Here is a 24,398-nt window from a genome sequence, read left to right on the forward strand (position 1 = left end):
ATCCTAGAGAGTCTGGAGCGGGAGGAAGATATGCAATTTCAACCTATATATGAAGACGGAGAATTAATTATGCCGAAGCTTGAGCTTGATCTGTCTGCGAGCCCTTCGGTTGGTATTATCACAGATTTGAGGCGCAAGCAGTTATTAATGGAGCAATTGTCCCGGGAATCCGGCAATTATTTGTCGTGGGCCGGGCAGAACGAATATATGCGATTGACGGTAGAGGAGCTAATCTCGTTTCTGATCCGAATGTCGGGACGGGAGGAGCGGGCGGCTGTGTTAACTGATTATTTTGCGCTGAAGGAGGAACGTAAGGTCAGATTGATGAAGCTCAGCCCTTCGAAAAGGGTGTATGTGACCCTGCTGCGGGCCTTTTTTGCCCATCAGTCCACGCTCGTATTGGAGGAGCCGTATTTCTATCTGGAGGAGCAGGACCGCCGCCAGCTGAAGCGGATACTGGATGACCTGTCGCAGCAGAAAAGGATACTCATTCTGACCTCGAATCTGGAGGATGCACTGATCTCCTGTGATGTCATCTACCGGCTGAGCGGGTCCGGGCTTCATCAGCTGGATATCCGTGATTCGGAAGAGGAGAAGCAGGGGGCAGTGAAGCAGGATGAGGCCAACATCACCTTGCAGAAGGTCTCGACCAAACGGGAGGATAAGGTGATTTTATTTGATCCGCCCGAGATTGATTTTATTGAAAGTGTAGAAGGCTCTATCCTGGTACATGTCGGCGGGGAGCATTATGACTGTGCCCTGACCTTGACCCAGCTTGAAGCGCGGCTGCTGAATTTCGGCTTCTTCCGGTGCCACCGGTCCTACATCGTCAATCTGCAAAAGGTACGTGAGATCATTACCTGGACGAAGAACAGCTACAGTCTGCGGCTGAACACCGGCAAGGAGGCTGTGGTTCCGTTATCCCGCTCCAAATTGCAGGAACTTAAGGCGCTGCTTAAGCTGTAAAAGGTACCGTTCAGGCCGGAATGGGTACCATTCACCCGGTTTTGGTGGCTGAAAGGCTGAATTCTGGATAACGTTAAGTCATCAACAACATAAGGATGTGGTGAGATGGCGGTTATTCAGGTAGAACAGGTCCGCAAGACCTTCGGGGCGAGAGATGCGCTGACAGAGGTGTCCTTCAGTATTCCAAAAGGGGAGATTTTCGGGTTCCTCGGTCCGAGTGGTGCAGGCAAAACCACCTTGATTAAGATTCTGACTGCACAGCTGAAGCCGACAGGCGGAGTGGCCAAAGTATTCGATCAGCCGGCGGAGGCGATGCAGCAGTCGGCCCAGAAGATGCGTTTTGGCATTCTGACCGATAACAGCGGCCTGTATGAGCGGTTGTCCATCGAGGAGAATCTGGAGCTGTACCGGAAGCTGTACGATCTTCCCCGCTCTGCGGTGGAGCAGGTGCTGCAGTTCGTTAATTTAAGCAGTGAGCGCAAGAAGAAAACAAATACGCTGTCCAAAGGGATGCGTCAGCGGGTGATGCTGGCCTGCGCCATTATCCATGAGCCGGAGCTGTTGTTCCTGGATGAGCCGACCTCGGCACTGGACCCTGTGAATTCAGCGCATATCTATAAAGGTTTACGTTATCTGAATGAGAAGGGCACGACCATCTTCATCACGACGCATGATATGGCGGAGGCGGAGCTGCTCTGTAACCGTGTGGCGATTCTCTATCAGGGACGCATCCAGACCATCGGCTCACCAAGGGAGCTGAAGCGGCAGCACCGCGAGAACCTGATCCGGGTGGAGCTTACCAGCGGAGAGGCTTATGAGCTTCCGGTGGATGGGGTCACGGCGGACCGGATCGCGGATTGGATGAAGCGCGGACTCATTGAACGGGTAGAGACGAAGGAACCTAGCCTGGGTGATATTTTTATCAAAATGACGGGAAGTGAGCTGCTATGAACATCTCCTATAAGCGGGCCAGCGCGATCTTTGTGAAGGATTATAAGGAATTCTCGCGCAATTATGCGCTGTCCATTATGCTGCTGTTTCCGATTCTGTTTGCGGTGCTGTTCAAAAGCGCAGGTGCATCCTTGCCGGGAGCTGCCGGATTTCTGTTCAACAGCTCGTTTGTTCTACTGACCTGCTTCGCCCAAGCTTGCCTGATTGCGGAAGAGAAGGAGCGTAACACGCTGCGGACACTCATGATGACTCCGGCTACAACAATGGATGTGCTGATGGGCAAAAGCAGTCTGGTCTTTGTCATGTCGACGGTGGTTCTCACGATCTCTACACTATTGTTTGGCTATGAGCCTGCAAATATAGGGGTATTCGTAGCCGCGATCGTTCTTTCCATTGTTCTCTACACGGCAGCCGGGACGATCTGCGGTCTCTATTCCAAAACCTTACTGGATGCGTCCTTATCGATCATCCCGGTAGCCTTCATCTTCATGGGCGCACCTTGGGGTGCCGTACTGGCGAAGAATTATCCGGTGTTCGGGGTGCTGGATTACATGCCAAGCAGCCAGCTGGTGCACTTGCTGAACCTGAGCCCAGCCGGTTATCCGGCGGGAGAGGTGTGGCCGCCTCTTCTAATTATTGCAGCGTGGACAGCCGTGCTGGCCCTTGTGTCTGTGGTGCTGTACCAGAAGCGGCTCCGGGACGAATAGGCCGGCGTGGCTGTGACCCTTCGTGGCGCAGGCCGCCCATAGGCTGGATAGAACGCAAAGGAAGCCGCTCCCGGGAGGGAACGGCTTCCTTGCGCTGCGTACAGCAAACGTCAAGCTTTTATACCATATTAGGAATCTCTACGGCAGGGTCTGTCTCAGCTTCATAGTCTACGCCTTCGGTACGGAAGCCGAACAGATGGAAGAAGTCGTCCTGATAGCCTGCCAGATCCGCCAGCTCAGGCACATTATCCGTCTCCAGCTCATTCCAGCGTCTCATGACCTCGATCTGCACATCCTCGCGCATCTCCCAGTCGTCAATACGGATCAGGTGGCTGCCGTCCGCAGCCGCTTCACCGCCGTTATACAAATGATCTGCGAACAGACGGTACATCTGCTGGATGCAGTTCTCGTGCAGCTCCTTCTCCTTCATGACTCTGTACAGGGCGGAGATATACAGCGGCACCACCGGGATCGCCGAGCTGGACTGGGTAACCAGTGCCTTATTCACGGATACGAAGGCCCGGCCGCCGGTGGCGGAGAGCTGCTCGTTCAAGGCAATGGCGGTCTGCTCCAAATGATTCTTCGCCTGGCCGATGGTTCCATCCTTGTAGATAGGATGTGTAATCTTGGGTCCGATATAAGAGTACGCTACGGTAGTTGCTCCGACTGCAAGCACACCGGCCTCCTGCAGCTGGCTGATCCACATACCCCAGTCTTCCCCGCCCATCACGGCGATGGTCTGGCGGACTTCATCCTCTGTAGCCGGTTCAATGGTAACGGTAGAGACCTCTCCGGTGTGGAAGTTCATCGTCTTGTTCGAGTAGGCCTGGCCTACCGGCTTAATCACCGAGGAGAATACCTCTCCGGTTACCGGATGGGTGCGGCGCGGGGAGGCCACGCTGTACACGACCAGATCAACGGTGCCGAATTCGGCCTTGATCAGCTCGATTGTTTTGGTCTTGATTTCATTCGAGAAGGCATCGCCGACGATGCTGAAGGATTTCAGCCCCTGCTTGGCCGCTTCCCGTTCAAAGGCAGCAGAATTGTACCAGCCTGCGGAAGCGGTGCGGGTGCCTTCAGCAGCCTTGTCAAAGAAGACGCCGATGGTGTTCGCGCCTGCGCCAAAGGCAGCGGCAATCCGCGAAGCTAGTCCATAGCCTGTGGAAGCGCCGATGACCAGCACGTTCACCGGGCCGGTAAGCTTCTTTTGGGACCGTACATAATCGATCTGTTCCTGTATTTGTCCGGCACATCCCTCCGGGTGAGCTGTTGTGCAGATAAAGCCGCGTGTTTTTGGCTGAATAATCATCAAGGATATCCCCTTTGTTTTAGTTTTTAACTTTTTTCGTTAATATAGAGTATAGCAAATGATGGCATAGAAAGATAAGCCTTCAATATAATGAATAGCAATTTTGTATGCCTGCCGCTAAGAATTTGCAACTTTTCCCAATCTGCAGCGTCATTTGGTAGAGAGGCTACGGAGAAATTTAGGGAGGGCTTAGCATGGGCAAAAGATTATTCGCACTTATATTAACCGTGCTGCTCTTGGGCGGCTGCAGTGAAGGAGGTTCGGGCATGAATTACGCGGAGAGACAGGCTGCGGCAGCAGGGCTCGATTCGGGTCTGGCTGACAGCAGCAACGGGCTGGGCGTGAAGCTGTTCAGCCAGTTATGGAAGCAAGGGAGCGGGAACCTGACGATCTCCCCGTACAGTGCCGCTGCCGCTCTGGCCCTGGCCTATAACGGCAGTGCCGGAGAGACGGCTGAGGAGCTCGGAAAACTGCTGGGCTATGCGCCGGACGAACGGCAGCAGCTGAATACCGGCCATCAGTCATTAATGAAGCTCTTAAATGATGGGGGACCGGGCGTGGAGCTGAAGATCGCGAATTCGGTCTGGGGTATGAAGGGTCTGACGCTGCGCAGGGACTATCTCAAGACCGGTGAGGATTTCTATGACGCGCAGATTAAGACCACGGACCTGTCGGCAGAGAAGTCTGTGAAGGAGATTAACGGATGGGTGGCGGACCATACGGGGGACAAGATTCAGGAGATGCTCACGGAGCCGCCAGGACCGCAGGCTGTTGCCGTCCTTGTCAATGCGCTGTATTTCCAAGGTGCCTGGACGGATGTGTTCGAGGAACAGGCTACGAAGCAGGCGGACTTTTATCCTCCGGACGGACCGGCAGTGCAGGTGATGATGATGAAGCGGAGCGGTATGTTCGAGTATGCAGCTCATGACGGTTGGCAGGCGGTGAAGCTTCCCTACGGAGAGGGAGAGCTGGAGATGGTAGTGGTCCTTCCGGGTGAGCAATCTTCTCTCGCGGAGCTTGTGGGTCAACTGGAGCAGGGGACGCTGCTGCTGGATAAGGGTTTCTCCAGTTCCCGGGGGACGCTGCTGCTGCCAAGGTTCACGGCCAGCTATGGCACAGAGCTCTCCAAGGTCCTGCAGACAATGGGTGTGATGCTTGCCTTTGATCCGAGCCATGGTGATTGTCGGATCTGGACAGCCCGATCTATTTTGAACAGGTCATCCACAAAACCTATATCGATGTGAATGAACGGGGAACGGAGGCGGCGGCTTCCACTGTAATTGCTATGCGTGCCGGATCGGCGCCCCCTGTAGACCCGCCCTTTGAAATGAACGTCAATCGGCCCTTCCTGTTCATGATCCGGGACACGCAGAGCGGAGTCGTGCTGTTCCTTGGGGCCATTGAGAATCCCCAGCGTACGGATTGAATCCATGCTGGGATGAATTTCAAGCATTTACGCATAAATGATCCCTTCACAGGTCACAATAGGAAAAAACCAGAATGAAGGGATTAACGTGAATGCTTTTCGCCTGAAAAAACAACTGTGGCGGCGGTGGAGACGCTGGAAAAAAGCTCCCTGGGTTGGTGCGGCATGCCTCGTGCTGACGTTGCTCGCCTGGCGCGGCATGCAGGTTCCGGAAGAGATCAGTACGCTGCTTAAATCTTCGTCATTCCTGAGCGGAAGTGCAGTGCAGAATCTGGAACCCGGAAGCAGCTTACCGGCTGTAGCCGCCGTATATAACCATACAGACGATGATGCTGAAGAGGATGCCGCCGTGATGAACAGTCAAGAGCTGCTGAAGGCTGTGGACAAGGAAGCTATCAGCAGAACGGTACATCTTAAGACCCTCTATGTAGCTGGTGAAGAGGTGCAGACCCTGCCCGGCAAGCAGACTCCGGCTCAGCTTAGCGAGCTGATTGTCCGGCATGCGGGCTGGAGCGGCTGGCTCAGCCGGGAAGGGGACCTATGGCTGGAGCAGCGGGTCAATGATCTGTCGCCGCTGACCAAAAAAGAAGCCTACTTCGGGGTGGACGAGCAGGGCAATCTGACCTTGTTCCAAGGCCCGCCCGAGGCGGAGCGGGTCATGAAGACCTTTTTCCAGATGGACATGGGCTCCATCAAATCCTCTCTGCCCAAGGGCATCTGGGAGCAGCTTCATCAGGGCATCCGGGTGCAGGATCTGGAGGAGTACAACAGCGTGCTCTCCACCTTCAGCGACTATGCTCGTGATTCCTCTGAACAGGTGATGCATGCGGAGTGAGGGAGAGACTATAGAGTTAGCAGCATGAGGACTCGCGGGCGCGCAGGTGGCCTGCGGGTCTTTGTTGTGTTATGCATGTTTCATTTCCCCGGGGACAAACTTTTTGTCTCCCGGGGATTTTTTTTTGCTATAATGGGTGGAAGGAATACATATGTTCGCTTTAGGGCCGGAGTATCCGCCCGGGCATAGAGGAGAGAGAAGGACTTTGCGCATTTTGGGGATTGATCCGGGGCTGGCGATTGTCGGTTTTGGCTTTGTCGATAAGGTCGGCAACAAATTAACACCGGTCCAATACGGCTGCATCCAGACAGAGGCACATACCCCGGAAGAAGAGCGTCTGCTGCATGTCTATGAAGGCATGGTGCAGCTGATTGATAAATATAAGCCGGACGCAGTAGCGGTAGAGAAGCTGTTCTTTAGCCGCAATGTGACTACAGCCTTACCGGTGGCGCAGGCACGCGGGGTGCTGATTCTGGCAGCCGTGCAGCGCGGGCTTCCGGTGGCAGAATACACCCCGATGATGGTGAAGCAGGCTGTAGTCGGTTACGGCAAGGCGGAGAAGAAGCAGGTGCAGGAGATGGTTAAGCTGCTGCTGAAGCTGTCGGCTGTGCCGAAGCCCGATGATGTGGCGGATGCGCTGGCGGTGGCGGTATGCCATGCCCATTCCGTGAGTCTTAATTCCAAATTAAATGAGGTATTGCGAAAATGATAGATTTTCTTAGAGGACCGGTTGCACATTTGGAGCCGGAATACGTTGTGCTGGATGTGCAGGGCGTGGGGTACCGGGTATTCTGCCCGAATCCGTACGCTTTTGCCAAGACTGAGGGTCCGGTGACTGTGTTCATTCATTATCAGACCCGCGAGGATGCTACGCTTCTGTTCGGATTCCCTTCACGCGAGGAGCAGCGCCTGTTCCGCAAGCTGATTGAGGTATCGGGCATCGGCCCGCGCGTTGCGCTGGGCATTCTGACCGGCGGAACGCCGGATCAGCTGATCGCGGCCATCTATCAGGAGAATATCACCTTCCTGACGAAGCTGCCGGGGATCGGCAAGAAGACGGCGCAGCGGATGATTCTGGATCTGAAGGACAAGCTGGACGGCTTCGGCGGGGCAGCCCTGCAGACGGGATTGTTCGCAGTAGCGGCTGAAGCGCAGAGCAAGGCGGAGGCGCTGCCGTGGGAAGAAGCCAGGGATGCGCTGAAGGCGCTCGGTTATACCGATGCCGAGCTGGACAGGGTGCATCTGAAGATGAAGCAGGAAGGCACGGATACCGGACCGGTGGATGTGCTGATGAAGAAGGCGCTGGGGCTGCTGTATACCGCCAAATAGGTCCCCGAAGAACGGAGTGAGGAAGAATGGATGACCGGATTATATCGGCTAATCTGATGATGGACGAGCAGGCGGTGGAATTAAGTCTGCGTCCCCGTTATCTGGGTGAATATATCGGCCAGAACCAGGTGAAAGAGAACCTGAAAATATATATAGAAGCGGCCAAGATGCGCAGTGAAGCACTGGATCATGTCCTGCTGTACGGGCCTCCGGGTCTCGGCAAGACGACGCTGGCCAATATTATTGCCAACGAGCTGGGTGTCAATCTGCGGACCACCTCCGGTCCGGCGATTGAACGGCCCGGCGATCTGGCAGCACTGCTGACGAACCTTCAGGAAGGCGATGTATTGTTCATTGACGAGATTCACCGTCTGCACCGGACGGTGGAGGAGGTCATGTATCCGGCAATGGAGGATTTCGCGCTGGATATCATGATCGGCAAGGGGCCAAGCGCACGGTCAGTCCGGCTGGACCTGCCGCCCTTCACGCTCATTGGGGCGACGACACGTGCGGGACTGCTGTCTGCTCCGCTGCGTGACCGCTTCGGAGTGGTCAGCCGGCTGGAGTATTACACCATCGATGAACTGAGCTTCATCGTGGCGCGCAACGCTGAACTGCTGGGCATCGAGATTCTGGGCGATGCAGCGGAAGAGATTGCCCTGCGGGCCCGGGGGACACCGCGGATTGCCAACCGTCTTCTGAAGCGGGTACGCGATTATGCCCAGGTCCGGGGCGACGGAATCATCACCCCGGAGATTGCTGCTGAATCGCTGAAGATGCTCCAGGTGGACCCCCGGGGACTGGACAGTATCGACCATAAGATGCTGCAATCCATGATCAGCTCCTTCCGGGGCGGGCCTGTCGGACTGGATACCATCGCCGCTACGATAGGCGAAGAAAGCCAGACCATTGAGGATGTATACGAGCCCTATCTGCTGCAGATCGGTTTCCTGCAGCGCACGCCTCGCGGGCGCATTGTTACGCCTGCAGCGTATCATCATCTTGGCCTTCCGCTTCCCCCGCAGCAGAACTGATTACTGAGAATCCTGCCCATAGTACAACATCTTACGTATTGTTTGGGCTACACACCGAAGCGGATGTATCATTAATACTTTTTAGGAGGCCTACAATGAAACTTGCGAAGTGGACAACAACAGGAATCGGGCTGCTGGGCCGGGGGGCGCTGGCTGCATTGCTTGCAGCAGGCAGTCTGCTCATTCCGGCAGATCACGCCCGCGCCGATTCCGGCGGGTCGATCCGGGTTGCACTGTATGCCGATATTGGCAGCAAATATAAATCTACCGTACCGCTGGTAACCCTGCAGTCCGAGCAGAGCTTCAGCCTGCTTCCGGCAGCCGGCGGCAGCCCGTTATTGTCGGTTCCGGCCCAGAACAAGGTCCGTGTCAGTCTGGACGGGTACCGGGTGAAGGTGCTGGAGACGCCAAGCTGGCAGACCGCTGCGGATGCGGCGAAGAAGCTCCAGTCTTCTTCCAATAAGCCGCAGATTTTTATGGCTGCGAGAGGCGGAGCCAAGGTATATCAGCTATACACTGGAGGCTATGCCAGTGAGAGTGCAGCCAATAACGGGCTGAACGCAGTCCTCAAGGCCGGTCTGGCAATTCCTGAGGGGCAGACCCCTGCGGTGGCCGGAACCAAGCATCTGTCTGCGGGCTCCTACGCTACACTCGAGGAAGCCCAGGCGGTAGTGGGCAGCCTGACCACTGCCGGCTTAGATGCCTGGCCGGTATTCATATCCGGTGAGGGCGGCAGTGCGCGTACCGAGGTATGGGTAGGCGAGGCGTCAAGTGACAGCGAGCTTGCGGCGGTCTCTGCTTCGGCAGCTGCGCTGCTTCCTCAGCTTGCTCTAACGCCTGTGGCTCCGGGTGCACCCGGAGTAATGATCCGTATGGACGCAGGGCTCGATTTCAACAGCGAAGTCCAGGCTTTTCACTATCTGTTATCCGGAAGTGACGCAAAGTTCATCCTATCCGGCAATGAGAAGGGAATTATGCTAACCGAGCGATCCAAACGGATCTATCGCGGCGATATGGAGCTTGGAAATCTGAATGGTTCATTGTCTGTCATTAACGTGGTTCCGCTGGAGCAATATCTGTATGCGGTAGTGGGGGGAGAGGTATCCTCCGGCTGGCCGGAGGAAGCGCTGAAGGCCCAGGCTGTAGCCGCGCGCAGCTACGCGCTGTCCCAAGGGAACCGCTTCGATGTTGCCAATGTGGTGGATACAACGCTCAGTCAGGTCTATAACGGAATCGGTGCAGAAGCACCCACAATCATCAAGGCGGTCGATGCCACTGCAGGTGAAGTGCTGCAGAGCGGCGGCAAGGTCGTAGAGGCGGTATTCTCCTCGAACAGCGGCGGCGTTACGGCTGACCCGTCGGAAGTATGGAACAGCGGCGGCAACTATGCCAGTGTGGCCAGCGCAGAGGATGTGGCTGCGGTGGGCTCTGCTAAGAAGTGGTACTATGTACTGCTGGACAGCGGCGTCTCCGGCTATGCCCGGGAAGATAACATCAAATTAACAGGCAGCAAGACAGCCGCAGGGCTCCCCATTGCCACAGCCACTGCCAAGGATGTGAATATCCGGCCGCTGCCTGTCGTTGACAGCAGTGCTGCTCCGGCAGGCAAGCTGAATCCCGGACAGAACGCCGTAGTGCTGAATCAGGTCTATGAATCCGGCAGCTACAGCTGGATCAAAGGTCCGTATTCTTCAGCCGAACTGCTGAAGAGCCTGGCCGGCAAGACCAGCGGCACTCTGCCCTCTTCTATAACCACTCTGGAGGTTACCCGGCGCGGGCCATCAGGAAGAGCAGTGGAGGTCAAAGCGAACGGCCAGATCCTGCAGGTGAAGTACCCGGATCTGTTCCGTTCCTCCTTCGGGGGATTGCCTAGCACCTTGTTTGATATTGTACCTGCCGGAAGTTATACTGTATTAGGCGCTGACGGCTCTACAGCTGCTATCGGCAGCACCAGCTCGGCCGGAGTGCTGTCTGCCTCGGGCCAAGTGACGTCCAGCGGCAGCGGTACGGTCGTGATGGGCGCGGATCAGACCGCAAGAGTCGTGACCGGCAGTCCGGGCTTCTATTTCATCGGCTGGGGTTACGGGCACGGACTCGGCATGTCTCAATGGGGCGTGAAGGGAATGGCAGACAAAGGGTATGATTATAAGCAAATATTGCAACACTATTTTAATAACGTTACTATAATTAAGAATTAAGGAATGAAGATCCTATTATGAATGTTGAACTTTATGATTTCAATCTGCCGGAGGAGCTGATTGCCCAGACTCCGCTTGCCGACCGCAGTTCATCCAGACTGCTGCTGGTAGACAAGGAGAACGGGCAACTGGACCACGGTCATTTCACGGATATACTGGGGCAGTTCCGCCCGGGCGATACGCTTGTACTTAATGATACACGGGTTATTCCCGCCAGACTGTTCGGAGTCAAGGAAGATACCGGAGCCAAGGCGGAGGTCCTGCTGCTTAAGAATCTCGAAGGGGACCGCTGGGAGGCGCTGGTGAAGCCCGGCAAGAAGCTGAAGACCGGCGCGGTCATTGTCTTCAGTGAAGAGCTTCGTGCCGTGATTGAAGATGAAGCAGATATGGGCGGGCGGACACTCCGCTTTATCTATCAGGGGATTTTCCAGGAGATTCTGGACAGGCTCGGCTCCATGCCGCTTCCTCCTTATATCAAGGAAGCTCTGGATGACCGTGAGCGGTATCAGACCGTGTATGCCCGGCATGAAGGCTCGGCGGCAGCGCCGACAGCCGGACTGCATTTCACCACCGAGCTGCTGGAGCAGATTGCAGCCATCGGTGTGAATATCGTCTATGTCACACTTCATGTTGGTCTCGGGACCTTCCGTCCCATGTCTGTCGAGACTGTGGAAGAGCATGTCATGCATGCCGAATATTTCGAGCTGTCCCAGGCAGCGGCGGATGTGCTTAATGAAGCCAGAGCAAGGGGCGGAAGAATAATAGCTGTAGGCACAACCTCATGCCGGACCCTGGAGACCGTAGGCAGACAATGCCAGGGCAGGCCGATTGAGGCTTGCAGCGGCTGGACGGATATTTTTATCTATCCGGGTTATGAATTTACTGTCGTTAATGCACTGATCACCAATTTCCATCTGCCAAAGTCAACCTTGGTCATGCTGGTAAGCGCTTTGGCTGGCCGGGAGCTGATTCTCGCCGCATATGAAGAAGCGATTAAGCAGCAGTACCGGTTCTTCAGCTTTGGCGATGCAATGTTCATTTATTAAGCAAGAGGAAGGGTTAAACCAATGGCAGCAATCACTTACGAACACATTAAGACCTGTAAGCAATCCGGGGCACGGCTCGGAAGAGTCCACACCCCGCACGGAATTATTGAGACACCGACCTTCATGCCGGTGGGCACCCAGGCTACTGTCAAGACGATGAGTCCTGAAGAGCTTAAGCAGATGGAAGCACAGATTATTCTGAGTAATACGTACCATCTGTTCCTTCGTCCGGGTCATGAGATCATCGGCGAAGCGGGCGGCCTGCATAAGTTCATGAACTGGGACCGCCCGATCTTGACCGACAGCGGCGGCTTCCAGGTATTCTCCCTGAGCGACATGCGTAAGATCACCGAAGAAGGGGTTCATTTCCGCTCCCATCTGAACGGAGACAAGAAGTTTCTGTCTCCCGAAGTCGCTATGGAGATCCAGAATGCGCTCGGTTCCGATATTATGATGGCCTTCGATGAATGCCCGCCTTATCCGGCTGAATATGAGTATGTGAAGAAATCGCTCGAACGTACCACCCGCTGGGCCGAACGCTGCCTCAAAAGCCATGCCCGTCCGAATGACCAGGGACTGTTCGCTATCGTACAGGGAGGCATGCATGAGGATCTCCGCCGCCAGAGCGCGGCTGATTTGACTTCCATGGATTTCCCGGGGTATGCTATTGGGGGACTCAGCGTCGGAGAGTCCAAGCAGCTTATGTATGAAGTGCTGGATTACACGGTTCCGCTGCTGCCGCAAGGGAAACCGCGCTATTTGATGGGCGTAGGTTCACCGGATGCGCTGCTGGAAGGGTCAATCCGCGGAATAGACATGTTCGACTGCGTTCTGCCTACCCGTATTGCCCGTAATGGAACAACAATGACCAGTCAGGGGAGACTCGTCGTGCGTAACGCCCAGTATGCCCGTGATTTCGGGCCGCTGGACCCGGAGTGTACCTGTTACACCTGCCGGAACTATTCCCGTGCTTATCTGCGTCATCTGATTAAGGCCGATGAAACCTTCGGCTTGCGGCTGACAACGTACCATAACTTACACTTCCTGCTGGAATTGATGCGTAAAGTGCGTGAAGCCATCATGGAAGATCGGCTGCTTGATTTTCGCGATGAGTTTTTTGCACAATACGGATTATATGATAATCTAAAAGGCTTCTAGAGAGTACGGAGTGTTCATGTTTATTCTTGAAAGGGGGGAAATGATATGTCACAGTTTTATATGGCAGCAGGTACAGGCGGCGGAGGCAGCATACTGGGTCTGGTAGGTCCGTTTGTACTGATGTTTGTTGTGTTCTACTTCCTGCTGATTCGTCCGCAGCAGAAGAAGACCAAGGCACGCAACGGAATGCTCAAAGCGCTGAAGAAGGGCGATAAGGTAGTTACCATCGGCGGTCTGCACGGAACGATCATGGAGATTTCGGATGACATCGTTATTCTGCGGGTTAATGATGTAACCCGATTGACGTTTGACCGGGGCTCGATCAGTCACGCAGTTGTGGAAGTAGAAGACAAGATGTAATAGTCTCTCTGCTAAATTACATAAAAATCGGCGTTTCTCTTACGAGAGAACGCCGATTTTTTTATACGTCATATACGGAATTGAGGGCCTTAACGTGTATTGGTGACCCGGCCCCGCACTCTCAAGCCCTGTTCCCCGCTGCGCAGGGTAAGCTTGGCAAGCGGTACGGCGATAGCCGTGGACAGTACAGCCAGCAGGGTGCCGCCAATCATGTCGGTCAGCCAGTGAATGCCGAGATAGAAGATTCCAAACACGATAATAACGGCTGAGAATGTACTGATCACCATCCAGCGGCGGTTGCCTGAGCGGTAAGCGAGCAGAGCCATGGATACGGAGATAGCGGTATGTAGGCTCGGGAAGCAGTTATTGAGGCCGGATAGCGGCCGATATTCCTGTTCAAACTTCGGGAAAACATCCAGCATGATGAACCGAACCCCGGCAGGCGCATAGGACCACACCTCATTGACCGGAAAGTACAGATAGAACGGAATAGCGATAGCATAGGTTAAAATAATGGTGTAGCAGGTCGCATAGAGAATCACACGGTTTTTGTCCAGCAGATAGATCCCCAGTGAGGCTGCCAGCACGGCCTGCAGCATGAAGATATAGAAGAAGACAATCACCGGTGTCAGCCAGGGAGCGTAGAACAGCTCTTGAACCATCCGGACGAAATGCCCCTCCAGGCCGAAGATAAAACCTGTGTAATCTGCGGTCAGCCGCATCTTTTCTTCGATCTGCAGCTCATATTTATTCAGGGCAAGAATGCTGAACATGCCTATAATAATGAGTGTGAATTTATAGGATCTCAGCAGCTCTCTCCCGATTTCAACTAAGGCCATCAGCGGATTGCGCCGTGCGCCGATCCAGATTAAGATCACAACAATGGCAACGGTATATACAACTACAAGATTCATGGACTGATACAGCAAAGCATTCGAAGCCTCCTTGATAATCGCTCATATGAAGTCAGACATAGGTAGTGTACCATATTTTCAAGGGAAGGTTTCAATTTTCGAAAATTATATTAATTAGGTTTTCTGTAAATTAACTCCAAACATTCCTCCTAGTGCGCTAATGCCTGCAGCCGCCAGAACCCACAGGAAGTCCATTCCCCCCGGTGAACTGTCAAGCGCCAAAAATCCGATCAGCAGTACAGCCAGTCCGTATAACATGCCTGTGAGTGCTCCTTGGTACCAGCCTCTGCGGACGGCCCTGCTGCCTGCGGTCAAGCCTCCGAATGCGGCAGCGACGCCGTGCACAATGTAGGTGTACATGGTGAGATCCTGTTCCTGCAGTCCGCTGCCCCAGAGCAGGAGGGAGAGGATGAACGCACCCAGCATCATCCACAGGAACGAGCGGATTAAACCCGATAATACCGGACTAGATATTTTCCATGAGAATAGACGCCTGATCAGAGACATGGTAAAACCCCCTAAAAGTTTGTTAACCGGATACTAATTATTGTATGGGGAGGCTTGCCCCAATAGTACAAGAATAGGCGGTATGACTTTTACCAGTAATTAATCAGCAGCTTTCCGAATGTTCCCTTTACGGTCAGGTCAGAATAGGGGTACATTAATCCGCCAGTATGGGGGAGTAGCGGAAGGGGAGCGAAGAGAATATGTTCCAGCATATTACGACCCATATCTTTCTGACCGTGCTGATGTATATCTTCATTTTCCTGAGCATGCGCATCATGGGCAAACGTGAAATCGGCAAGCTGTCTGTATTTGACCTGACCATTTCCATCATGATTGCCGAGATCGGTGTCTTTGTGATTGAGGATATCGAGCGGCCTATTTATGATGGTGTTGTTCCTATGGCGACCCTGGTGCTGATTCAAGTTCTGGTCGCACAGCTCAGCTTGAAGAGCCGGAAACTGCGCTTAATGGTGGATGGCAGGCCCAGCATTCTGATCTCGGACGGGAAGATTCACCGGGGCGAAATGCGCAGGCAGCGGTATAATATTGATGATCTGCTGCTGCAGCTCCGCGGGCAGAATATTGTCAGTCCGGCAGATGTGGAGTTCGCTATCCTGGAGACAAGCGGGCAGTTAACGGTGATTGAGAAGAATGCCAACGTCACCTCATCCAATCAGTCGGGCAACAGCAGCTCCGGCGCAGAGCGGAAGGAGAAGAACGGCGATAGCCAGAAGGACTCCGGCGATGCTGAATCATCCGGCGGTGACTCTGCTTCGGTGAAGCTGCCGAAGCATAAGATCCGTTATGAAGGACTGCCGATTCCGCTGATTATGGACGGGAAGGTGCAGGACGGCAATCTTGAGATGATCGGCAAGAACCGGTTCTGGCTTAGAACCCAGATCCGGCAGAAGGGTGTCTCTGATTTCCGGGATGTTTTCCTGTGCTCCGTGGATCATAAGGGAGAACTCTATATTGCCCCGATCAGCCCGGATAAGGGGAAGCCAACCTAACTGCGCCAGCGTCTGAAAAAGGGCACCCGTTCCAGGTCACGCCTGGAGATCAGCCCCGATAACAGGCAGATGCTCAGATAGATGGCCATGCCGCAGGCAGCAGCAGCTAAGAATTGTATCCACTGCGACTGTGAGATTGGAACAGAAGTATAGACATACGACATCCCGGCGGCCATGATGACCGTAGCGGCCAGGATTTTGAGCGGGTCCGACCAGCGCAAGGACATGGCGGTGAGCTTGACTACACTGTAGCCGTGCAGAAGCGTGACAAGTAAGCTGTTGACCATAATGGCGATGATGGCGCCCAGAATGCCGTACTCGGGCCGGGAGGCCAGCAGGAGAATCAGCAGAATTTTGACAACGGCTCCTATCAGCGTATTGATCAGTGCCTTGCCTGGGCGGTCCATGGCCTGAAGGGCAGCCTGCAGCGGGGCCTGGACATAGAGAAACACAGCGAACGGGGCCATCATCCTAAGCATAGGGGCCGTATCCGCCGCATTGCCGTACATTAGCGTACAGAGCGGTACGGCAAGAATATACATAACAGCAGCAAACGGGGCACCGGTCACCATGGCTAGCCGCAGGGCCTGGTGCATTCTTTTATGAATCGTGGGCAAATCGTTGCGGGCGGCGGCCTCGGATAAGGAAGGGACAAGGGAGACGGCCAGCGAGGAGCTGAGCACACCCGGCAGCAGCAGCAGCGGAATCACCATTCCCTGCAAGGAACCATATTGTGCGGTTGCAGCGGCGGCTGCGATTCCGGCGAGCGCGAGGCTGCGCACGGTAATAATCGATTCCAGAAGGTAAGAGAATGAGCCGATCAGTCGTCCGGCAGTTACCGGTATTGAAATGCCGATGAGACGCTTGAAGACAGGTGTAGTCGTCTGCGCGGGTTCGCGTCCGGCACTGCCCTGCGTATCCTGAACCATAGGTTCCACGTTTGGCGGGAGTTCAGACCTGTCTTTTTTGTCGTTAAAATAATATTGCCCCAGCAGGGCCAGCATTCCGGCGATCTCCCCCACAGTCACGCCAAGCATAGCACCCGCAGCCGCAAAGGCGATGCCCTTCGGCAGCAGCATCCAGGAGAACCACAGCATGAAGAAGATCCGGATGACCGATTCCAGCACGGAGGAGAAGGCCGAGGGAATCATGTTCTGCCTGCCTTGAAAGTATCCCCGGTAGATGGATGAAACGGCGACGATGGCGATCATGGGGGTCATGCTGACGAAGGTATAATAGACACGCTGGTCTGTCAGAAGAACGCTGGATACCCAGGAGGCGCTGAACAGGGCGACGAAGGTGAACACAATGCCCAGCGACAGGCTGAGAGCGAGGCCGGTTTGCAGGATTTTACGCGACTGCTCCGGGCGGTTCTCTCCTTCGGCTTCGGCAACCAGCTTGGCAATCGCCAGCGGGATTCCCCCCGTAATTACCGTAATGAGCACAATGAAAAACGGGTATCCGAGCTGATACAGACCCACCCCCTCAGCGCCGATGATCCGGGGCAGGGCAATCCGGGGAATGAAGCCAAGCATCCGGTTAATGATACCGGCGAGCAGCAGGATGATCGTTCCTTGTATAAAGGTCTGTTTCCTCACAGGGCACTCCTTCTTCCTACATATGAGATGAAACTGCAGGTGAATTACCGCCATAACCAAGCCAGGCTTGTATAAGGATATGCCGGTACAGGTGCGCTGCATGACAAGCATTCTGTAGACAAGTTTTTTGGTCTTAAGCAGGAAAGTGTGAGCGCAGGGTCGAATACGTACCACTGAGCATACGTAAATGAGGAATCTTTGGAGGTGCCTGCACGTGGAATCGGAACAATGGAGATATGACGAGCTTAGTGAAGATATCGAAGCCATGTGCATCAGCAAAGCGGAGGAATTCCGGCTCCTCGGCTATGAATATGTGACCGGTAAGGATATTTGGGATTGCATCAGCCGCAATTATGCCAAGGAGGGAAGACCTCCCCTGCACAGGCTGGTCAATGACATTTATTCACTCAAGTCAGGCAGTTATATGACTTATCTGACCTTGGCGGCCTACCGGGGATTGAATTAACGGGGGGATTTGTCAAAAGGAACGATTTTCTTTTGCAAACGGGTACAGGAAGCAGTAAAGTAAGTAAAGAGTGTTCAGACTTGTCCTATCAAACGGAGGTATCTTCGCTTTGCAGCAGAACCTGCCGTTTCTTTGTGTGAATCAAGACACCGTCATTCCTTCTGAATTGACGGTCATTTCGCACGTAGCTATAATAGGAATATTGAAGTAATGAAAGGGGAACTAGCTAGAGCATGAAGAGAATGTTGAGCTTTATCATTACCGTGGTCGTTCTAACGGGCGTCATGGTATTTACTACTCCCGGGCTGCTGGACAGAGTCCGTCTGGGTCTTGACCTCAAGGGCGGATTCGAAATTCTGTACCACGCCGAGCCAATGGATACGGGAGGAACTCTGACCCGCGCTTCGCTGCAGAAGACTGCAGAGAGCCTCGAGAAGCGGGCGAATGCACTCGGAACCAGCGAGCCTGAGGTGACCACCGAAGGTACGGACCGCATCCGTCTGAAGATCGCAGGTGTAACCGACGAAGCAGAGGTCCGCAAGAAAATGAAAGAACCCGCAGTTCTGACCTTCCGCAGTGCCAATGAAGGGGATGCTCCCGGGGTGTACAGCAAGATTGAGCTGGTAGGCAGTGACTTTGTTGAAGGTGCGGCAGAGGTTCAACGCGATCAACTGAACCGGCCCGAAATCAGCATCTCCATCAAAGACAAGAAGAAATTCGCAGAGATTACCGAGCGCCTGCTGGGTAAGGAACTCGCCATCTATCTGGATGAGAACCTGTTATCTTCGCCTCCAACGGTACGAGCTGTCCTGACCGATGGTAAGGCTTCGATCTCCGGGGGATATACACTGGATGAAGCCCGCGAGATTGCCGATACAATCAACCTCGGTGCTTTGCCGCTGAAGCTGACAGAGAAATATTCCCAGAGCGTAGGGGCTACACTGGGTAAGCAATCCTTGGATGAGACCGTCAGAGCCGGGATTGTCGGTTCTGTGATTATTTTGATCTTCATGCTGCTTATGTACCGTCTTCCGGGCGTACTGGCCAGCTTTGCGCTGATCCTGCACACCTGGCTGCTGATTCTGGTATTTGTCCTGGCAGACTTTACACTGACCCTTCCCGGGATCGCCGCGTTCATCCTCGGTATAGGGATGGCCGTCGATGCCAATATCATTACCAATGAACGGATCAGGGAAGAAATGCGCAGCGGGAAGGGCATTATGTCTTCCGTCAAAGCAGGGAACAAGACCTCCTTCCGTACAGTTATGGATGCGAATGTAACCACTATTATCGTAGCGGCTGTCATGTTCGCCTTCGGTACGGGTGCGGTTAAAGGCTTCGCACTGATTCTGATCGTGGAAATTGTACTTAGTATTGTAACAAACCTTTATTTTGCCCACTGGCTGCTGACTGTGCTGGTTAAAGCCGGCGCACTCAAAAAGCCGAAGCAATTTGGGGTAAAGGAGAGTGACATCAGTGCGCTTTAAGAAAGAGCTTGATTTCGTACATTTAAGTAAATTCTTCTATATCTTCTCGATTGCCCTTACTGTGGCGGGGCTCGTCTTTCTGGCAACCTTCGGCCTGAACTACAGCGTTGACTTCAAGGCCGGGTCCAATGTGGACGTAGCGCTCTCCAAGAGTGTCACGCTGGCTGAGCTGCAGCCGGCTCTGAAGGATGCGGGCATCGAGCATGAACCAACCGTTACCATCGGCGACAAGCGGGTCAACATCCGCTATGATCAAGAGCTGAGTGATGCACAAAGTGAGACCCTCAAGAAGTCAATCAACAAGATTGATGACAAGGCGTCTTTTGAAATCAATACCGTAGATACTGAGATGGCTAAGGAACTGGCCCGCAATGCGATCTATTCCGTGCTGTTATCCAGTATCGGGATTATCATCTATGTAAGTATCCGTTTTGAATGGCGTTTTGCGCTGGCTTCCATTGTGGCGCTGCTTCATGACGCATTCATGGTAGTGGCGGTCTTCTCGATCTTCCGTCTGGAGGTAGACATCACCTTCATTGTCGCGGTGCTGACCATTATCGGTTACTCGATTAACGATACCATCGTTATCTTTGACCGGATCCGCGAGAATCTGCGCTTCGGCAAGCAGAAGTCGTATGAGGATCTGAAGCACCTGGTTAACAAAAGTGTAATGCAGACACTCATGCGTTCTCTTTATACAGCCTTCACTGTATTTATTGCCGCATTCTTCCTGCTGATTATGGGCGGGGAGTCGATCCGTATGTTCTCGCTTGCTATGGTTATCGGTCTGCTCTTCGGAGCCTATTCATCGATCTTCATCGCAAGTCCGCTCTGGCTGCTCCTGAAAAAGAACCAGAAGCCTGCTGCGAAGACCCCGGCCAAAGCCTAACACCCGGTTATTCTGTAAGCCGCGTCTGTAGCGACGCGGCTTTTCGGAATCTTCGGGTCAGGGCGTCTTGCTTGATTTCATCATCATGAGTTTACCTGCTAGTGGTAAGGAGGGCCTCGTTATGAATGACAAACCATTACCCCGGAAACAAACTGTTGCCTGGACCGGAATCCTTAGTGATGTTCTACTCGCTCTAGCCAAGGGTAGTATCGGTTATCTGTCAGGCAGCAAGGCATTGTTGGGGGATGCAATCTATTCCGGAGCAGATGCCGCTGCCAGACTGGCGGGGGTGATTCCGTGGAACCTGAAGCAGAGCCACAAGGCAGAAGGCTCAGCGGAACGCGGCCGGGCTGCGCAAGGAAGCAAGGAGCCGATGGCGGCTATTCTGTTCTCTGTGCTGATTATTATGGGCGGGTTGCAGGTTGCTTTCTCGGCTATCCGTGATTTGACAAGGGGACATCTGTCGGCACCGGAGGAGTCAGCGCTTGTTGCTGTCCTGCTGTGCATTGTGTTCAAAGAGGCTGTATTTCAATACCAGTACCGTTATTTCAAAAAAAAGGGTGACGGCAGTCATGCTGCTTATGCCGATAGCCACCGGTTCAGCCTGTACACCTCTATAACTGTATTTATCGGAATTGCCCTGGCCATAACTGGAGGATACTTGAACTGGCATCCTCTGCTCTACATGGACCCCATAGCAGCTCTGCTGACCGGATGTCTGATTCTCCGCAAAGGCTATTCGTTAATTGCTTCCTCTGTATACAGCAAGAAGATTCAGGAGCTTCCTTCTGAGGAAGCAGCCAGCTTCATTGAGACGGTTCAGCGGGTGCATGGAGTCATCCGGGTGGAGCAGCTCCGGGCGCTGGAGGAAGGCAGTTATGTGAATCTGCATGTGAAGATTAGTGTGAATCCGCGGATCAGCGTGATGGAGGCCCAGGATATTTCAGAATGTGCCCGCAAGCTGCTGCAGCACCGGTTCGTTCATGTAGGCGAGGTTCATATGGATGTTGTGCCGTATGATCCGGGTTATCCTTATAAAAGCAATCACGAGCTTGTGGACAACGATATTCCCACGCTGCTTCAGTAGTCTGCAAGGTGAGAGAAAGGTGAACTGTATTGCTTCATTCAAAAACAAGCTGGCAATCTCCGGCAGCCGATTCCGAGCGTATTTCGGAACTGGCCCGGAGCCTTTCTATTTCTCCGCTCCTTTCTTCACTGCTGGTGCAAAGAGGGATGGATACCGCCGACAAGGCACGGGTATTCATGGATTCAGGAGCGGAAGATAGACATGATCCATTCTTGCTCAAAGGAATGGCTGAAGCGGTGCCGCGGATACAGAAGGCACTGCAAGAGGAAGAGCATATTCTGGTGTATGGTGATTATGATGCGGACGGGGTTTCCAGCACTGCGCTGATGATCTACCTTCTGCGTCATCTTGGGGCCTCTTTTGATATTTATATTCCCCATCGCTCCAATGAAGGCTATGGACTGCATAATCATGCGCTGGACTGGGCGGTCCAGCAGGGTGTATCTCTCGTCATTACGGTTGATACTGGTATCAGTGCCTATCATCAGATTGCCTATGCCTCGGAGCTGGGCATTGATGTTATTGTCACGGATCATCATGAGCCGCCGGAGCTGCTGCCCGAGGCGTATGCCCTGATTAACCCGAAGCTGCCGGACTGCCCGTATCCCTTCAAGGGTCTGGCTGGAGTGGGGGTGGCTTACAAGCTGGCTGAGGCGCTCCTTGGCAGTGAAGTGCCAGAGGAATGGTGTGAGATTGCCGCTATAGGTACCGTTGCTGATCTGATGCCGCTGCTGGGCGAGAACCGCAGTCTGGTGCGCAGAGGCCTCAGCAGCATGCGGAATTCGTCGTTTCCGGGCATCCGTGCGCTGCTCTCGGTGGGCGGTATTGCGATGAACACCGTCAGTGCGGTGAATATCGCCTTCGGGATGGCGCCGCGTATTAATGCCAGCGGAAGACTGGATCATGCTGGCCGGGCGGTTACACTGCTGACCACGGAAGATGCGGCAGAAGCTGAGCAATTTGCCGGAGAGCTGGATCTGCTGAACAAGGAACGCCAACTGGTTGTCGAGCGAATTGTCACCGAAGCCACAGCCAAGCTGGAGGAGAGAATCAGCCGGAGCGGACTGCCGGATATTATAGTGCTGGCGGACCAGGGCTGGAATGTCGGCGTAGTCGGCATTGTGGCCTCCAAGCTGCTCGAGCGGTATTACCGTCCGGTTATTATTCTGGACATTCATCCGGAGACCGGGATGTGCAAGGGCTCTGCCCGTTCCATCCCGGGCCTGGATATCTATGCAGCCTTATCCTCATGCGCCGAATTGATGGACCACTTCGGAGGACATCCGGCCGCTGCCGGGATGAGTCTGCCGCAGGGCAAGCTGGAAGCCTTCGATGCGGCGCTGAATAGCTATGCTGCGTCTGTTCTGACACCGGATGACTTCGTAGCTGTTACGGCTGCGGACGGGGAGGTATCCATTGCCGATCTGACCCTCCAGGCTGCGCTTGAGCTGGAGCGGCTTGCGCCGTTCGGCATGGCCAATCCGCTGCCGAGATTCATTCTGCGCGGAGCAGTTGTGAAGGAGACACGGAAGATGGGTCAGGAGGGCAAGCACCTGAAGCTTGTGCTCCAGCAGGACAAGCTGACGATTGAAGCTGTAGCCTTCGGCAAGGGGCCGCTGGCTGATCTGCTTCCGGATGGTACAGTCGTGGATGTTCTGGCAGAACTGTCCGTCAATGAATGGAACGGCTCGCGCAAGCCTCAGCTGATGCTGCAGGATCTTGCGGTGCCGAAGGCGCAGCTGTTCGATCTGCGCGGCGCGGCCGATGCCGTCAAGCAGGCGGCGCATATTCAGGAGCTGCTCCGCACCTATAGCGGCAGCAGTCCCGGCCGGAGTGCAGCGGTCTTCCAGAACAGCCGGACAACGCCGCTGCGTGATCTGAAGGACATGTCCCTCTGGGTATACGATGAGTCTGCCGGGATCTCGGCTGTACATCAGCCGGAGGGCACGCGTGACGGAGAGGGACTGTCACTGCTCTGTGTGCTTGATATGCCGGAGTCTCCGGAGCAGCTGGAAGCACTGTTCACTGCTTTTCCGGGGGCGGAGAACATTGCCCTGCTGCATTCGATCCGTGACGGGCGTGACCGGCTGCAGGTTCCTACCCGTGATCATTTCAAATCGTTATATCAATGGATTGCCGCAATCGCTGCAACTCCAACTCCTGAGCAAGAAGTGCTGCTGCGGCTCAGCCGCCAGTCGGCGCTTGGTGTGCGTATGGTGAGCAGAATGCTGGATGTGTTCGATGAGCTTGACTTCATTGAGCGCAGCGGCGGCAAGATCACCTTTGTCCCGCAGCCTGCTGCCAAGAGTCTGAGCACATCAGAGCATTTCGTAAGACTGGGCAAGACGGCGGAGATGGAGCAGTATTTCATGGAAGGCAGCCGCAGTGAATTGCAGGAATTCATGCTGTCACGGCGTTTAGGGGCCTCATAACAGCTACACATGCTGTCACGGTCATTTGGTTTGAGTAACTTCAGCGGGGGTGATCCCCGCTTACTTTTAGGAGATGATGATGTTGGATTTCAAAAACAATATTCGCGTAATTCCGGATTTCCCCCAGGCTGGAATCAGCTTCAAAGATATTACTACACTGCTGAAGGACGGCGCTGCGTACCGTGCAGCCATCGATGAGCTTAAAGCTCTCGTGGCCCACCTGGAGATCGATGTCATTGCCGGACCGGAGGCGCGTGGCTTTGTAGTGGGCGCACCGCTGGCTTACGCGCTGGGTGTAGGCTTCGTGCCGATCCGCAAAAGCGGCAAGCTTCCTTATGAGACAATCGAAGTGGGCTATGATCTGGAATACGGCAAGGATACCCTCGCTGTGCATACCGATGCGATCAAGCCCGGCCAGAAGGTGCTGATTGCGGATGATCTGCTGGCTACCGGAGGGACGATTGCTACGTCAGTAAACCTGGTGGAACAGCTTGGCGGACAAGTGGTCGGCGCTGCATTCCTGATCGAGCTGACGGCTCTGGCCGGACGGGACAAGCTGTCGGATATTGAAGTGGTTACCTTGTTGACTTACGAGGATTAATCGTCGTGCCCGGCAACTTTTCCCGGGAAATATAAAGCGGACTGCTGTCGAATGAAGACAGCAGTCCGCTTTTTGTTGATGCGCTAGG

General features: G+C 54.3%; 24 protein-coding genes. 20 read left to right on the forward strand and 4 right to left on the reverse strand.

Annotated elements, in window-relative coordinates:
- Nucleotides 1-30: 30 nt before the first annotated feature.
- From MHH78_RS09820 to MHH78_RS09830, 3 genes are all read left to right on the forward strand, one after another.
- Complete coding sequence (locus MHH78_RS09820) at nucleotides 31-966, forward strand: LytTR family transcriptional regulator DNA-binding domain-containing protein (RefSeq protein WP_341167283.1); 936 nt, start codon at nucleotides 31-33, stop codon at nucleotides 964-966.
- 105 nt (nucleotides 967-1,071) lie between these two features.
- Nucleotides 1,072-1,917 carry an ABC transporter ATP-binding protein gene (locus MHH78_RS09825; RefSeq protein WP_076081688.1) on the forward strand — a complete coding sequence of 282 codons (846 nt, stop codon included), beginning with the start codon at nucleotides 1,072-1,074 and terminating at the stop codon, nucleotides 1,915-1,917.
- On the forward strand, nucleotides 1,914-2,624 hold the full coding sequence (locus MHH78_RS09830; RefSeq protein ID WP_341167284.1) for an ABC transporter permease: 711 nt from the start codon (nucleotides 1,914-1,916) through the stop codon (nucleotides 2,622-2,624). Before MHH78_RS09825 ends, MHH78_RS09830 begins: the two co-directional genes overlap by 4 nt.
- A gap of 118 nt (nucleotides 2,625-2,742) precedes the next feature.
- Here the strand turns inward: MHH78_RS09830 and fabV are convergent, their stop codons facing one another.
- Nucleotides 2,743-3,933: an enoyl-ACP reductase FabV gene (gene fabV, locus MHH78_RS09835; RefSeq protein ID WP_341167285.1), complete on the reverse strand. Its 1,191-nt coding sequence runs from the start codon at nucleotides 3,931-3,933 to the stop codon at nucleotides 2,743-2,745.
- A 194-nt stretch (nucleotides 3,934-4,127) separates the two neighbouring features.
- Here fabV and MHH78_RS09840 point away from each other — a divergent pair, with 194 nt between their 5' ends.
- The 10 genes from MHH78_RS09840 to yajC all read left to right on the forward strand — a co-directional run bounded on the left by MHH78_RS09840 (nucleotide 4,128) and on the right by yajC (nucleotide 13,319).
- Nucleotides 4,128-5,177, forward strand: a complete 1,050-nt coding sequence (locus MHH78_RS09840; RefSeq protein WP_341167286.1) for a serpin family protein — start codon at nucleotides 4,128-4,130, stop codon at nucleotides 5,175-5,177.
- Nucleotides 5,114-5,359: a serpin family protein gene (locus tag MHH78_RS09845; RefSeq protein ID WP_341167287.1), complete on the forward strand. Its 246-nt coding sequence runs from the start codon at nucleotides 5,114-5,116 to the stop codon at nucleotides 5,357-5,359. The genes MHH78_RS09840 and MHH78_RS09845 overlap by 64 nt, the downstream gene beginning before the upstream one ends.
- An 88-nt stretch (nucleotides 5,360-5,447) precedes the next feature.
- Entirely contained in the window at nucleotides 5,448-6,194 is a 747-nt protein-coding gene (locus MHH78_RS09850) for a BofC C-terminal domain-containing protein (protein WP_076081684.1), read from the forward strand.
- A gap of 205 nt (nucleotides 6,195-6,399) precedes the next feature.
- On the forward strand, nucleotides 6,400-6,903 hold the full coding sequence (gene ruvC, locus MHH78_RS09855) for a crossover junction endodeoxyribonuclease RuvC (protein ID WP_039294456.1): 504 nt from the start codon (nucleotides 6,400-6,402) through the stop codon (nucleotides 6,901-6,903).
- Entirely contained in the window at nucleotides 6,900-7,523 is a 624-nt protein-coding gene (gene ruvA, locus MHH78_RS09860; protein ID WP_209872343.1) for a Holliday junction branch migration protein RuvA, read from the forward strand. Before ruvC ends, ruvA begins: the two co-directional genes overlap by 4 nt.
- Before the next feature lie 26 nt (nucleotides 7,524-7,549).
- Complete coding sequence (gene ruvB / locus MHH78_RS09865) at nucleotides 7,550-8,557, forward strand: Holliday junction branch migration DNA helicase RuvB (RefSeq protein ID WP_036732369.1); 1,008 nt, start codon at nucleotides 7,550-7,552, stop codon at nucleotides 8,555-8,557.
- A gap of 95 nt (nucleotides 8,558-8,652) precedes the next feature.
- Nucleotides 8,653-10,755, forward strand: coding sequence for a SpoIID/LytB domain-containing protein (locus tag MHH78_RS09870; protein ID WP_076081682.1), 2,103 nt, complete (start codon nucleotides 8,653-8,655; stop codon nucleotides 10,753-10,755).
- 17 nt (nucleotides 10,756-10,772) lie between these two features.
- Nucleotides 10,773-11,801 (forward strand): tRNA preQ1(34) S-adenosylmethionine ribosyltransferase-isomerase QueA, encoded by a 1,029-nt coding sequence (gene queA, locus MHH78_RS09875; RefSeq protein WP_076081681.1) that lies wholly within the window; start codon nucleotides 10,773-10,775, stop codon nucleotides 11,799-11,801.
- A 21-nt stretch (nucleotides 11,802-11,822) separates the two neighbouring features.
- A complete protein-coding gene (gene tgt, locus MHH78_RS09880; protein WP_036690552.1) occupies nucleotides 11,823-12,959 on the forward strand; it encodes a tRNA guanosine(34) transglycosylase Tgt in 1,137 nt (378 codons plus the stop codon).
- Nucleotides 12,960-13,004: 45 nt separating this feature from the next.
- Nucleotides 13,005-13,319 carry a preprotein translocase subunit YajC gene (gene yajC, locus MHH78_RS09885; RefSeq protein WP_036732365.1) on the forward strand — a complete coding sequence of 105 codons (315 nt, stop codon included), beginning with the start codon at nucleotides 13,005-13,007 and terminating at the stop codon, nucleotides 13,317-13,319.
- An 89-nt stretch (nucleotides 13,320-13,408) separates the two neighbouring features.
- Here yajC and MHH78_RS09890 read toward each other — a convergent pair whose 3' ends face one another.
- Together MHH78_RS09890 and MHH78_RS09895 are read right to left on the reverse strand one after the other, a co-directional pair.
- Nucleotides 13,409-14,248 carry a phosphatase PAP2 family protein gene (locus tag MHH78_RS09890; protein WP_341167288.1) on the reverse strand — a complete coding sequence of 280 codons (840 nt, stop codon included), beginning with the start codon at nucleotides 14,246-14,248 and terminating at the stop codon, nucleotides 13,409-13,411.
- Between the two features lie 99 nt (nucleotides 14,249-14,347).
- The gene (locus MHH78_RS09895) at nucleotides 14,348-14,740 is read right to left on the reverse strand and encodes a TIGR04086 family membrane protein (protein WP_076081680.1); all 393 of its coding nucleotides are present in this window, start codon (nucleotides 14,738-14,740) and stop codon (nucleotides 14,348-14,350) included.
- Between the two features lie 200 nt (nucleotides 14,741-14,940).
- Between MHH78_RS09895 and MHH78_RS09900 the strand changes: the two genes are divergently transcribed.
- Nucleotides 14,941-15,750, forward strand: coding sequence for a DUF421 domain-containing protein (locus tag MHH78_RS09900; RefSeq protein ID WP_341167289.1), 810 nt, complete (start codon nucleotides 14,941-14,943; stop codon nucleotides 15,748-15,750).
- Here MHH78_RS09900 and spoVB read toward each other — a convergent pair.
- Nucleotides 15,747-17,348 carry a stage V sporulation protein B gene (gene spoVB / locus MHH78_RS09905; RefSeq protein ID WP_076081678.1) on the reverse strand — a complete coding sequence of 534 codons (1,602 nt, stop codon included), beginning with the start codon at nucleotides 17,346-17,348 and terminating at the stop codon, nucleotides 15,747-15,749. The genes MHH78_RS09900 and spoVB overlap by 4 nt on opposite strands.
- 214 nt (nucleotides 17,349-17,562) lie before the next feature.
- Between spoVB and MHH78_RS09910 the strand changes: the two genes are divergently transcribed.
- The 6 genes from MHH78_RS09910 (at nucleotide 17,563) to MHH78_RS09935 (ending at nucleotide 24,310) form a co-directional block, all read left to right on the forward strand.
- Nucleotides 17,563-17,814: a post-transcriptional regulator gene (locus MHH78_RS09910; protein ID WP_036690543.1), complete on the forward strand. Its 252-nt coding sequence runs from the start codon at nucleotides 17,563-17,565 to the stop codon at nucleotides 17,812-17,814.
- A 233-nt stretch (nucleotides 17,815-18,047) separates the two neighbouring features.
- Nucleotides 18,048-19,301 carry a protein translocase subunit SecD gene (gene secD, locus MHH78_RS09915; protein WP_076081677.1) on the forward strand — a complete coding sequence of 418 codons (1,254 nt, stop codon included), beginning with the start codon at nucleotides 18,048-18,050 and terminating at the stop codon, nucleotides 19,299-19,301.
- Nucleotides 19,291-20,190 carry a protein translocase subunit SecF gene (gene secF, locus MHH78_RS09920; RefSeq protein ID WP_076081676.1) on the forward strand — a complete coding sequence of 300 codons (900 nt, stop codon included), beginning with the start codon at nucleotides 19,291-19,293 and terminating at the stop codon, nucleotides 20,188-20,190. The genes secD and secF overlap by 11 nt, the downstream gene beginning before the upstream one ends.
- Before the next feature lie 121 nt (nucleotides 20,191-20,311).
- Entirely contained in the window at nucleotides 20,312-21,277 is a 966-nt protein-coding gene (locus tag MHH78_RS09925) for a cation diffusion facilitator family transporter (protein ID WP_209872317.1), read from the forward strand.
- Between the two features lie 29 nt (nucleotides 21,278-21,306).
- Complete coding sequence (gene recJ, locus MHH78_RS09930; RefSeq protein ID WP_341167290.1) at nucleotides 21,307-23,709, forward strand: single-stranded-DNA-specific exonuclease RecJ; 2,403 nt, start codon at nucleotides 21,307-21,309, stop codon at nucleotides 23,707-23,709.
- A gap of 82 nt (nucleotides 23,710-23,791) precedes the next feature.
- Complete coding sequence (locus tag MHH78_RS09935; RefSeq protein WP_036732465.1) at nucleotides 23,792-24,310, forward strand: adenine phosphoribosyltransferase; 519 nt, start codon at nucleotides 23,792-23,794, stop codon at nucleotides 24,308-24,310.
- Nucleotides 24,311-24,398 lie beyond the last annotated feature (88 nt).

Origin of the sequence: Paenibacillus sp. FSL H3-0333, assembly GCF_038002805.1 — a bacterium.
GTDB lineage: Bacteria > Bacillota > Bacilli > Paenibacillales > Paenibacillaceae > Paenibacillus_AQ > Paenibacillus_AQ silagei.